This window comes from Streptococcus sp. SM5, assembly GCF_027497975.1.
Genome location: NZ_JAJNSC010000025.1, coordinates 1 through 12662 on the forward strand (window position 1 = coordinate 1; position 12662 = coordinate 12662).

8 protein-coding genes are annotated in these 12662 nt (G+C 38.4%); 2 read left to right on the top strand and 6 right to left on the bottom strand.

The features are described 5' to 3' along the window. The 3 genes from PAN07_RS14565 to PAN07_RS14575 form a co-directional block, all read right to left on the bottom strand. The coding region (locus tag PAN07_RS14565) for a PTS sugar transporter subunit IIC (protein WP_269798185.1) at positions 1-560 on the bottom strand (560 nt) is incomplete at its 3' end. A gap of 26 nt (positions 561-586) precedes the next feature. Continuing rightward, positions 587-1063: a PTS system mannose/fructose/N-acetylgalactosamine-transporter subunit IIB gene (locus PAN07_RS14570; RefSeq protein ID WP_020903315.1), complete on the bottom strand. Its 477-nt coding sequence runs from the start codon at positions 1061-1063 to the stop codon at positions 587-589. Further along, a complete protein-coding gene (locus PAN07_RS14575; protein ID WP_020903314.1) occupies positions 1060-2847 on the bottom strand; it encodes a beta-galactosidase in 1788 nt (595 codons plus the stop codon). Before PAN07_RS14575 ends, PAN07_RS14570 begins: the two co-directional genes overlap by 4 nt. A 318-nt stretch (positions 2848-3165) precedes the next feature. Between PAN07_RS14575 and PAN07_RS14580 the strand changes: the two genes are divergently transcribed. Beyond that, positions 3166-3882, top strand: coding sequence for a GntR family transcriptional regulator (locus tag PAN07_RS14580; RefSeq protein WP_269798186.1), 717 nt, complete (start codon positions 3166-3168; stop codon positions 3880-3882). A 315-nt stretch (positions 3883-4197) separates the two neighbouring features. Then, the gene (gene strH, locus PAN07_RS14585; RefSeq protein WP_269798187.1) at positions 4198-8394 is read left to right on the top strand and encodes an LPXTG-anchored beta-N-acetylhexosaminidase StrH; all 4197 of its coding nucleotides are present in this window, start codon (positions 4198-4200) and stop codon (positions 8392-8394) included. 54 nt (positions 8395-8448) lie between these two features. Here the strand turns inward: strH and purB are convergent, their stop codons facing one another. The 3 genes from purB to PAN07_RS14600 are packed head-to-tail and all read right to left on the bottom strand — an operon-like array spanning position 8449 to position 12611. After that, a complete protein-coding gene (gene purB / locus PAN07_RS14590) occupies positions 8449-9747 on the bottom strand; it encodes an adenylosuccinate lyase (protein WP_084862116.1) in 1299 nt (432 codons plus the stop codon). A gap of 15 nt (positions 9748-9762) precedes the next feature. Next, a complete protein-coding gene (locus PAN07_RS14595) occupies positions 9763-10941 on the bottom strand; it encodes a hypothetical protein (protein ID WP_192856277.1) in 1179 nt (392 codons plus the stop codon). A gap of 17 nt (positions 10942-10958) precedes the next feature. Further along, positions 10959-12611 carry an AIPR family protein gene (locus PAN07_RS14600; RefSeq protein WP_084862114.1) on the bottom strand — a complete coding sequence of 551 codons (1653 nt, stop codon included), beginning with the start codon at positions 12609-12611 and terminating at the stop codon, positions 10959-10961. Positions 12612-12662: the final 51 nt, after the last annotated feature.

Consider the following 12662-nt stretch of genomic DNA (forward strand, 5'->3'; position numbering starts at 1 on the left):
CCTGCAAGAGTCAAACCGTCTGCAACCCATTGGTATTCTTTAACAAGGTTTACAACACCTTGTACGAATTCTCCACCGAAAGCAAGGGCGAAGAATACTGGAAGGGCACGAGATAGAGCCCAAGGAAGCGCACCAAGAAGATAGTTACGTTCGATTCCTTTGTAGTCAAAGCGTTCAATCGCAGCGTCAATACGGTGAGCGAAGAATGTTGTAGTCATACGACCAAGTACGTCGAAGTAAGTCAAAAGTGCTGCTACTGGTACAGCGATTGTAGTGATCGCAAGGTCTGTTTCGATTCCTTGTGAAACTGAGAAAGCAGTCGCAAGAACCGCACCAGAAGTTGCGTCAATACGAGAAGCACCACCGAAGGTACCTACCCCAAGTACGAACAACTGCAAGCTACCACCGATAAACAAACCAGTTGTCAAATCTCCCATGACTAAACCAGTAATGAAACCAGCGAATACAGGGGAACCTGCAGAAGAAACGATCGTCAACTCATCACAGATTTGATAAGCTGAGTACAAAGTGAGAAGTAAAATTTGCCACCATTGTATCATAACAATGACCTCCTAAAAATTTTTTCCTATTTTAATAAGCTCAAAAAGTCTGAAATTGGATCATTTGGAACCATTTGAGCAGTAAGTTTAACACCTTTTTCTGCCAATTTGTGGAAGTCTTCCACATCCTTGTCCACTACGTTGATAGAACGTGTGATGGCGCGAGTTTCTGGTGTTTGAGACATATTCCCAACATTAAGGGTTTCAATTGGTACACCTGCTTCTACCAAACCAAGGAAGCGGTCTGGTTTACGAGCCACGATAAAGAGACGTTGGCTATCGTATTTTCCAGCAAGAATATTGGCTGCCGCTTTCTCAATTGGCAAAATACTCAACTTCACACCTGGTGGTGTTGCAAGTTTCAAACCACTCTTTTCAACGTCGTTGTTGACAACTTCGTCATCTACAACCATGATACGTGAAACATTTAGTTTTCCAGCCCATAGATTGGCTACTTGTCCGTGGATCAAACGTCCATCGATACGGCATCCTACAATTGTCATAAGTTTTCCCCCTTTATATGTTTTAGTGTAGGTTTTCGAGTTAAATGAATCTCTTCTTTATATTCACCCTCTGTCTCAAAGATAATAATGCGGTTTGCACCTTCCTTGAGGTAGCTATGAGGGATATAAAGCGAGAGGGTCGGGCCGACGTTCCAAAAACGTCCTAGATTCTGCCCATTGACAAAGGCAACTCCCTTACCAAACTCAGACAAGTCTAGGTAAGTATCTTTTGGCGCTTCGATTGTAAAATCATAAGCATAAAAGGCTGGTTGTCCTTCTGTCCATCCTTTTGAAAAATCAATTTTCTCAGGATTGTCTAGTGGGAGTGGATAGTGTTTCCAGTTTAGTAAGAAGTGCAAATCCTTACAAACCCCTGTCCGAATTCCCTTACGTTGCGTATCCGCTAAGAACTTGTGTCCATAGTTGACACGTCCCATATTTTCTACCAAGATATCTAACCTAGATAGCGCTTTCTTTTTACCTTGATAAAAAATATCTTCCCCAATTTCTGTCTGATATTGGGTTTCGACCCACTGACCATCGACATAAAGCTGAGCTCTATCTCGACCGTCAATGATACGAAGTCTTTCTTCTTCTGCATCCCAGTTTGTTTCTGTTCGATAGAGTAGATAGCCATAGCTTTGTCCCAACTCCTCCATCTTTTTAGGATAGAGGCTTTCTACTGGACTTGACAAGCTATCCAAAGTTTCAAACAAGGAAACTTTTTCAACTAGTGGAATAGCATCCAACTCCATACTCTCTTTGTAGAGTGGTTCCAACTGCGGATACTCTGGAAAATGTGTTGCCATCATCTTCTTGACTGCCAGATATTTGGCAGTTGGATTTCCTTCTTCATCCAGAAGGGCATCGTAATCATAAGATGTAACTTGTGGCAAATCCAAGGTTCCTCGAGCCGAGCAACCATTCATGAAGCCAAAGTTTGTACCACCATGGAACATGTAAAGATTGATGGAACCTTGTTCCAAAACCTCTCGAACTGCATCTGCCAATTCTTTGGGATCCCGTGTGATAATCGGTTCTTTCCAACGATTGAACCAGCCGTCCCAGAACTCCATACACATGAGTGGCCATTTCTTACCATGCTCATCAAAGAATTCCTGCATCTGTGAAAAGTTATAAGGTGCCTTAGAACCAAAGTTCCCTGTCACAAAGAGGTCATCTTCGATTAAGGTTCCAGCTTTCAGAGTAGCTCTCCATGGACCATCTGATGTAAAGAGAGGACAGGTTACGCAACGCTCTTCCATCAACTGTCGAATTGCTCTCAGATAAGCCTTATCTTCTCCATAAGAACCATACTCATTTTCAACCTGCATCATGATGATATTGCCACCCTTGTCCAACAAATGTGGCACCAATCGTGACAAGAGCTGGTCATAGTAGCGACCGATAGCTTCAATATAAGCAGGATCTGAGGAACGAAGTCTCATATTCTTTGTTAAGAGCCAGGCTGGTAAGCCACCGAATTCCCACTCCGCACAGATGAAGGGTGACGGACGAACGATAGCGTAGAGACCCAAATCTTGTGCTGTCTGAAGAAATCGCTCCAAATCCAGAGCTCCTTCAAAGTGAAACTCACCCTCACGAGGCTCGTGTAAATTCCAGGCCACATAAGTCTCTACTGTATTAAAACCAAGAGCCTTCAAGTTATAGAGCGAATGATACCAATCTTCTGGAGGAACCCTAAAATAATGAATGGCGCCAGATAAAATCTTAAATGATTTTCCATCGAGATAAAAATCATCCCGTATCTCAAATCGTGTCATATTCTTACCTTCTGACAATAAAGTTTACGCTTTCATTTGTTGATATAGTAAATATATCTCAATATCTTACATTTGTCAATAGGTTTTCACAATTTTTTTCATTTTTCACTAAATTTTACACAAAAAACTTATAAAAATCTTGTAATCTATAGTCATAACAACATTTTAGCACCATGTATAAAAATGTAGGTTTTTCTATTTATTCCTATGTAAATTAACCTTATAGCCTATTATTCTAATTTTTTTATTCAAAAGGCTACTATTCTTTCCAGTTTTATGGTAAAATCTTTAACGGAGAAGGAAAATCGAGGTGAAAATATGGCAATTCCAAAGTATCAATATATTAAAGATGAGTTAAAGAACAAAATCATTTCTGGTCAATTTGCCAGTGGAGATAAATTCTACACTGAAGCTGAATTGATTGCAATGTATGATGTTAGTTCTATCACAGTTGTTCGCGCTTTAAACGACCTTGCCAAGGATGGCTATATTGTCCGTCAACAAGGAAAGGGTACATTCGTTTCACGCGCACGCAAACACAAACTCGTAGAGTTTTCAGATGTAGAAGTTTTTGAAACTAAAGATGATAAAGTTACCGTCCTTTCTATTGAGCGTGGAAATAAACTAAGCTACTTAGAAAAAATTGGACTACGCGGAGATCAGTTCTACTACAAGATTGAACGCGTTCGCGAAACAGGTGGTGTTGTGTACATCTACCATACATCTTACATCCCAGAACAATACATCAACGCAAATTATCCAAATCTTGAATATTATAGCTCTATCTATAACCGTTTCAAATTGGATTACCACATTCACATGAATGATGAACATTTTGAAGAAATCAATGAAATAGCATTTCCAACTCCAGAACATGCGGCTTCAATCCTCGGAGTCGATGAACAATTCCCAACCGTTTTACAAACCAAGACTACTAAACTAGAGTCTACTGGTCAAGTTCTCGCATATAGCGAAACATATAAACGAGCGGATTACTACAAAATCAAATTCATTTCATGTGACCGTGATCACTAAGAAGAAAGCCTGAGCCTAAGCGCTTGGGCTTTTTCTATGTTTATTATACCACACCAAAAAGGTAGCGCTTACCTATTTTTGGAAGATTCTATAATTTGTGGAGTATTTTATAGAAATAGAACCAAAAAATTATACTAGATATATATATGTATCTTTCCGACCAATCTGAAATCTTAAGTTTAAATTTTATATTTTTTTATACTTATTATAGTTTTTCGTCATCTCCTCTTGACTCTCGTTAATATAAGAAATAAAATAAAGGTGTTGATTTATGTAAACGCTATCAATATAACAATGCAATCAGGAGGTTTTGCAATGAAACATGAAAAACAACAGCGTTTTTCTATTCGTAAATACGCTGTAGGAGCAGCTTCTGTTCTAATTGGATTCGCCTTCCAAGCACAGACTGTTACAGCCGATGGAGTTACTCCTACTACAGAAAACCAACCGACCATCCATACGGTTTCTGATTCCCCTCAATCATCCGAAAATCGGACTGAGGAAACACCTAAAGCAGAGCTTCAACCAGAAGCTCCAAAAACTGTAGAAACAGAAACTCCAGCTGCTGATAAGGTAGCTAGTCTTCCAAAAACAGAAGAAAAACCACAAGAGGAAGTTAGTTCAACTCCTAGTGATAAAGCAGAAGTGGTAACGCCAACTTCTGCTGAAAAAGAAACTGCTAATAAAAAGGCAGAAGAAACTAGCCCTAAGAAAGAGGCTGATTCTAAAGAGTCAAATACAGACAAGACTGACAAGGATAAACCAGCTGAAAAAGATGAAGCGAAAGCAGAGGCTGACAAACCGGCAACAGAGGCAGGAAAGGAACGTGCTGCAACTGTAAATGAAAAACTAGCGAAAAAGAAAATTGTTTCTATTGATGCTGGACGTAAATATTTCTCACCAGAACAACTCAAGGAAATCATTGACAAAGCGAAACATTATGGCTACACTGATTTACACCTATTAGTCGGAAATGATGGACTCCGCTTCATGTTGGACGATATGAGCATCACAGCTAACGGCAAGACCTATGCCAGTGATGATGTCAAGCGTGCCATTGAAAAAGGTACAAATGATTATTACAACGATCCAAACGGCAATCACTTAACAGAAAGTCAAATGACAGATCTGATTAACTATGCCAAAGATAAAGGCATCGGTCTCATTCCGACAGTAAATAGTCCTGGTCACATGGATGCGATTCTCAATGCCATGAAAGAATTGGGAATCCAAAACCCTAACTTTAACTATTTTGGGAAGGAATCAGCCCGTACTGTCGATCTTGACAACGAACAAGCGGTCGCTTTTACAAAAGCCCTTATTGACAAGTATGCTGCTTATTTCGCGAAAAAGACTGAAATCTTCAACATCGGACTGGATGAATATGCCAATGACGCAACAAACGCTAAAGGTTGGAGCGTTCTTCAAGCTGATAAATACTATCCAAACGAAGGCTATCCTGTAAAAGGCTATGAAAAATTTATTGCCTACGCCAATGACCTAGCTCGTATTGTAAAATCTCACGGTCTCAAACCAATGGCCTTCAATGATGGTATTTACTACAATAGTGATACTAGCTTCGGAACTTTTGACAAAGATATCATCGTTTCAATGTGGACTGGTGGTTGGGGAGGTTACGACGTTGCTTCTTCTAAACTTCTAGTAGAAAAAGGTCACCAAATCCTAAATACTAACGATGCTTGGTACTATGTTCTTGGGCGAAATGCAGATGGCCAAGGTTGGTACAATCTCGATCAGGGGCTCAATGGTATTAAAAACACACCAATCACTTCTGTACCAAAAACAGAAGGAGCTGATATCCCAATCATCGGTGGTATGGTAGCTGCTTGGGCTGACACTCCATCTGCACGTTATTCACCATCACGCCTCTTCAAACTCATGCGTCAATTCGCAAATTCTAACGCTGAATACTTCGTAGCTGATTATGAGTCTGCAGAAAAAGCACTTAACGAGGTACCAAAAGACCTTAACCGTTATACTGCAGAAAGCGTCGCAGCGGTTAACGAAGCAGCAAAAGCCATCCGTTCACTTGATAGCAACCTCAGCCGTGCCCAACAAGACACAATTGACCAAGCAATTGCAAAACTTCAAGAAGCAGTTAGCAATTTGACCTTCACACCAGAAGCTCAAAAAGAAGAAGATGCTAAACGTGAGGTTGAAAAACTTGCTAAAAACAAGGTAATCTCCATCGATGCTGGACGCAAATACTTTACTCTTGACCAACTCAAACGCATCGTAGATAAGGCCAGTGAGCTGGGATATTCTGATGTCCATCTCCTTCTAGGAAATGACGGACTTCGCTTCCTACTCGATGATATGACCATCACTGCCAACGGAAAAACCTATGCAAGTGATGATGTCAAAAATGCCATCATCCAAGGAACAAAAGCTTACTACGATGATCCAAACGGGACTGCACTTACACAGGCAGAAGTGACAGAACTAATTGAATACGCTAAATCTAAGGGCATCGGTCTCATCCCAGCTATTAACAGTCCAGGTCACATGGATGCTATGCTGGTTGCCATGGAAAAATTGGGTATTAAAAATCCTCAAGCCAACTTTGACAAGGTCTCCAAAACAACCATGGACCTTGAAAACGAAGAGGCCATGAACTTTGTCAAAGCACTTATTGGCAAGTACATGGACTTCTTTGCAGGCAAGACTAAGATCTTTAACTATGGTACAGACGAATATGCCAATGATGCCACCAACGCGCAAGGCTGGTATTATCTAAAATACTACAATCTCTATGGCAAGTTTGCTGAGTACTCTAACACCCTTGCTGCCATGGCCAAAGAAAGAGGTCTTCAACCAATGGCCTTCAACGATGGCTTCTACTATGAAGACAAGGACGATGTTCAGTTTGATAAGGATGTCATCATCTCTTACTGGTCTAAAGGATGGTGGGGTTACAACCTTGCAACTCCTCAGTACCTGGCAAGTAAAGGATACAAACTCCTCAACACCAATGGAGACTGGTATTATGTTCTAGGCAATCATAAACCAGACGAAGCTTATCCACTATCAAAAGCTGTTGAAAATTCTGGTAAAGTTCCATTCAATCAACTTGCTTCTACTAAGTATCCCGAAGTAGACCTTCCAACAGTCGGCAGTATGCTTGCTATCTGGGCAGACAAACCAAGCGCAGAGTACAAGGAAGAAGAAATCTTTGAACTCATGACTGCCTTTGCAGACCACAACAAAGACTACTTCCGTGCTAATTATAATGCTCTCCGCGAAGAATTAGCTAAAACTCCTACAAACTTAGAAGGATATAGTAAAGAAAGTCTTGAGGCCCTTGACGCAGCTAAAACAGCTCTAAATTACAACCTCAACCGTAATAAACAAGCTGAGCTTGACACACTTGTAGCCAACCTAAAGGCTGCTCTTCAAGGACTCAAACCAGCTGCAACTCATTCAGGAAGCCTGGATGAAAATGAAGTGGCTGCCAATGTTGAAACCAGTCCAGAACTCATCACAAGAACTGAAGAAATTCCATTTGAAGTTATCAAGAAAGAAAATCCTAACCTCCCAGCTGGTCAGGAAAATATTATTACAGCAGGAGTCAAAGGTGAACGAACTCATTACATCTCTGTACTCACTGAAAATGGAAAAACAACAGAAACAGTCCTTGATAGCCAGGTAACCAAAGAAGTTGTAAACCAAGTGGTTGAAGTCGGCGCTCCTGTAACTCACAAGGGTGATGAAAGTGGTCTTGCACCAACTACTGAGGTAAAACCTAGACTGGATATCCAAGAAGAAGAAATTCCATTTACCACAGTAACTCGTGAAAATCCACTCTTACTCAAAGGAAAAACACAAGTCATTACTAAGGGCGTCAATGGACATCGTAGCAACTTCTACTCTGTGAGCACTGTTGATGGCAAGGAAGTGAAAACACTTGTAGATAGTCTTGTAACCAAAGAAGCAGTTACTCAAATTGTTGAGGTCGGAACTATGGTAACACATGTAGGTGATGAACATGATCTTGCTCCAGTTGCAGAAACAAAACCTAGACTAGATATCCAAGAAGAAGAAATTCCATTTACCACAGTGACTCGTGAAAATCCACTCTTGCTCAAAGGAAAAACACAAGTCATTACTAAAGGTGTCAACGGTCGCCGTACAAACTTCTACTCTGTGAGCACTTCTGCCGATGGTAAAGAAGTGAAAACTCTTGTAAATAGTGTCGTAGCGCAGGAAGCTGTTACACAAATAGTCGAAGTCGGAACTATGGTAACACATGTAGGCGATGAAAACGGACAAGCCGCTATTGCTGAAGAAAAACCAAAACTAGAAATCCCAAGCCAACCAGCTCCAGCAACTGCTCCTGCTGAGGAAAATAAAGCTCTTCCTCAAGGTCCAGCTCCTGTGGCAACAGAGAAAAAACTTCCTGAAACAGGAAGTCACGATTCTGCAGGACTAGTAGTCGCAGGACTCATGGCCACACTAGCAGTCTATGGACTCACTAAAAGAAAAGAAGACTAAGTCTTTTCGATAAATAATAAACAGCGAGATTGAGCCTCGCTGTTTATTTTTTAATTAATCACCCAGTCCTAGACGTTCAAAGATATCATCCACTCGTTTGGTGTAGTAAAGAGGATTAAAGATTTCGTCGATTTCTTCTTGTGTGAGACGTGATGTCACTTCTGAATCTGCTTCAAGAAGCGGTTTAAAGTCTACTTGGTTGTCCCAAGAGTAGGCTGTTTTTGGTTGCACCAAGTCATAGGCTTGCTCACGGGTCATGCCTTTTTCAATCAAGGTCAACATAGCGCGTTGGCTGAAAATCAAACCAAATGTCGAGTTCATGTTGCGGATCATGTTTTCTGGGAAGACTGTCAAGTTTTTGACGATATTTCCAAAACGGTTGAGCATGTAGTCAATCAAGATGGTCGTATCTGGTGTGATGATGCGCTCAGCTGATGAGTGGGAAATGTCGCGTTCGTGCCAGAGAGCCACGTTCTCATAGGCTGTAATCATGTGACCACGGATGACACGCGCAAGACCTGTCATGTTCTCAGAACTGATAGGATTGCGCTTGTGAGGCATTGCTGAAGACCCTTTTTGCCCTTTAGCAAAGAATTCTTCTACTTCGCGTTGTTCAGACTTTTGCAAACCGCGAATCTCAGTCGCCATGCGCTCAATAGAAGTCGCGATGCTGGCAAGAACTGCAAAGTACTCAGCGTGAAGGTCACGAGGAAGAACCTGTGTTGAGATTTCTTGAGCACGGATACCAAGCTTGTCGCAGACGTATTGTTCTACAAATGGTGGAATGTTAGCAAAGTTCCCAACCGCACCAGAAATCTTACCAGCTTCCACTCCAGCAGCCGCATGCTCGAAACGCTCGATATTGCGCTTCATTTCGCTGTACCAAGTTGCCAATTTAAGACCAAAGGTTGTAGGCTCAGCGTGCACGCCGTGGGTACGCCCCATCATGATGGTGAACTTATGCTCCTTAGCCTTATCAGCGATGATGTTGGTGAAGTTTTCAAGGTCACGACGGATGATATCGTTTGCCTGCTTGTAAAGATACCCGTAGGCCGTGTCCACCACGTCGGTAGAAGTCAAACCATAGTGGACCCACTTGCGCTCTTCACCAAGAGTCTCAGAAACCGCACGTGTGAAGGCCACCACATCGTGGCGAGTCTCCTGCTCGATTTCCAAAATGCGGTCGATGTCAAAGTCTGCCTTCTCGCGAATCAAAGCCACATCTTCCTTAGGGATTTCCCCCAACTCAGCCCATGCTTCATCAGCCAAGATTTCCACCTCAAGCCAAGCACGGTATTTATTTTCTTCACTCCAAATGTTCGCCATCTCAGGGCGAGAGTAACGGTTGATCATGTTGTTTCTCCTATATTAAATCATTTTTTTAAATATCAAACTAAAAGTTTCAATAAATTTAGCACTCCATATCTCCCACCATTTACTATCTTGATTTTTATCGCATTTTTCTTCTTCACTGATAATTTTAGACCTCAAAATTTCATTATCCATTATCCTATTTTCGTATTCTTCACCACCGTAAAAAATACAGTCTCTTAGCTCTGAATATTGGACTTCCGGAGATGATTTAATATTATTATATAAGTCTTTAGCCTTTGATTTCCCTAATTTGATTTTTGAAGTAATTATAATCGTTCCAAGAGAATAAGCTGTAAGTAAAAGAAATCTTATAACTGAAAGTTCAGAAGTTAAGGAATGAATTTCAAAAGAAATATACATCTCCCTAAATCTTTTTATTAATTCAATAGCATCAGGATTCTCTTTAAAAAATGAGATAACCTCTGTAGATAAATTTAACTTCATTAGCGTTTCAAGTGTAATTGATTCATTTGAAATTTGTCCATTAATTTCATTTATTATATAATATTGAAAAAAATATTCAAGAAGAAGCGGAACAAGTAAAGTAGTCAACACTCCAAATAGCCATGTCATGTTTGTTATTTTTCTTAAAGAATGCAATGGTAATAATATTGCAAAAACACTATATGCTATGAAAACCAAAATTATGTAAACTACAATAGATTTTATATCTGAAAATGACTTTACATAATCTAAAGTAAATAAAAGCATTGCTAAAGGAATAAGATAATAATATAATCCTGTTAAATAATTTTTAGCTGCAATAATTATGCCAGCCAATGCTATAATCATTGCTCCGATTGCTACTATAGCAATTAATCCTTTAAATGCCACTAGATTAAGTGAATTTAACACAGAAATAACTACAAGAATTACCATAAAACCTATATTTGTTAAATAATAAACTGCAGCACCTAATTCCCGCCTTTTCTTTAAATCCGTTTTATATCCTTTTTCAGTAATAAAAAAATACTTTCTTCTCCGAATTTCCTTTAACAAACCCCATTTTAATTGCACCCAGTTGACCATTTTCTTTTTCCAAAAAAATAGTAAGCCAACAAAAATACATACCGCTACTAATTTAACTAAGTAGCTAGGATGTATAAATAGCGTAATTCCAAGATATCCTAGCATGATAGATATGAGTTTTTGCAATTCTAGTTGCTTTTTCATAATCTTCAATCTAATTTTTAAATCAATTTTTCTAAGTGCTCTTTAAAAGGTCTTTGAATAATTTTCCTAGCATTAGATATATTCTCATCGGTTCTATACGTTTCTAATGCTTCATTTAACTTGCTGACAGCTAGTTTAAGTTCCATTCCTTTAGCAAGCATTAACCAAACAATATAAAATCTCATTTGCTTTGTTGATTCTTTATGTATAAGACTATAGTATTGCTCTATCTCCCTGTATGTTCTATACAATGTTATCAACTCATCAAAATCTAATTGTTCATTAAATATGTCATCATAAAATCTATTAAAAAGCGCTCCCTTTTGATTTGTAACAACTTCAGGATAACCCATTTTAGAATATATAAGCTGGGCCATAACCTCCATTGTAATAGACTCCTCAGAAATCTCTATACTTCTATCAACTTTTCTAATATACATAATTCCATATTGTTTCAGATATTCTTCAATCTTAATTTGTATATTGCTTATTGATTTTAAATCTACAGGAGAAATAGCATTTTGACTATTAGTGTATTCGGCTATATTATTTGTTAATGTCTTATCATTTTCAGTTTGGAAAATTCTAACTAGAATTTCTGCATTAGATAATTTTTCTTCATCAAAATCAGCATCTTTATATTTATAAATCGTTCTTAGAGTCTGTCCTCCATTCACAATTTGAAAACCATCTAAAGAGCACTTTAACTTTTGATTTGCATTAATCTTTTGAGCAGTAATCTTATTCGCAGTCATGGTAATACCATTATTAAACATAAAAAATCGATTAGGAGCGCTATCAATAGATTTCAAAATATTTTTATTAAACTTTGTACTTCCCAAATAGCCTCGAACATTATCATATAACAATCCAATATCTAGCTCCACTTCTGATAATTTAGAATAATCTTCAATCGAATATTGTTCTTTCAACTCATCATCTTTACAAGTCAGCCTAATCAAAGTAATTAAAGGTAATTTAACCAAGTATGATTGTGAGGATGACATGGGATCATCTTTAAAAGTCATTACAGAATCAGAATCAACGATAAATGTTGCTTTTCTATCTTCTGGTTTTTCTGAAACAAATTCTATAATTTCGTCCAAACTAATTGTTACTATCTCAACATCATTACTATCAATGAATGATTTAACTTCATTAACATTTAAATTTAACTTATGATTTTCATTAGATACTAAATATAACTGCGTGTTCCAAATATCATTAGAATTATATTTATCAATTATTGACTGAACTGTAATTCTAGTTAGTTCATCTAAACCTTCAGTATTCTGAGCATAAACTGCATTTAAAAACTTAGTACTATCACTAACTGTATTTAAAGCTTGAGACTTGTCAGGATTAAACCTCTCACGATACTTAAAATTAAAAAGCTTAATGTCATAGTTCTCTTCGTCTATATAAACAGCATCAATACCTAAATCATTATTTGTGACACCATATAATTTACGATGAAAATCGGTATCAATAACCATCTTTTCTACATCTTCAACGTCTGTTACATCTGTAATACAAGAAAGAATGAATAAGTAAAAGCCAAGTCTTGATTTCTCCTCATCTGTAATTTCACCAACTGGTTCCTTTTTTAGTTTACCAAAATATTTTCTTGAAATTTTATTTACCAACTTAAAATCATTTAATGTTCCCATTTAAAAACTCCTCTATATGAATAAAATAATATATATTAAGCTATCTTCTAA

Excerpts from the sequence above, each read along its gene's own strand:
- PAN07_RS14570 (WP_020903315.1), bottom strand. The coding sequence starts at position 1,063 with ATGACAATTGTAGGATGCCGTATCGATGGACGTTTGATCCACGGACAA.
- PAN07_RS14575 (WP_020903314.1), bottom strand. The coding sequence starts at position 2,847 with ATGACACGATTTGAGATACGGGATGATTTTTATCTCGATGGAAAATCA.
- PAN07_RS14580 (WP_269798186.1), top strand. The coding sequence starts at position 3,166 with ATGGCAATTCCAAAGTATCAATATATTAAAGATGAGTTAAAGAACAAA.
- PAN07_RS14600 (WP_084862114.1), bottom strand. The coding sequence starts at position 12,611 with ATGGGAACATTAAATGATTTTAAGTTGGTAAATAAAATTTCAAGAAAA.
- PAN07_RS14595 (WP_192856277.1), bottom strand. The coding sequence starts at position 10,941 with ATGAAAAAGCAACTAGAATTGCAAAAACTCATATCTATCATGCTAGGA.
- strH (WP_269798187.1), top strand. The coding sequence starts at position 4,198 with ATGAAACATGAAAAACAACAGCGTTTTTCTATTCGTAAATACGCTGTA.
- purB (WP_084862116.1), bottom strand. The coding sequence starts at position 9,747 with ATGATCAACCGTTACTCTCGCCCTGAGATGGCGAACATTTGGAGTGAA.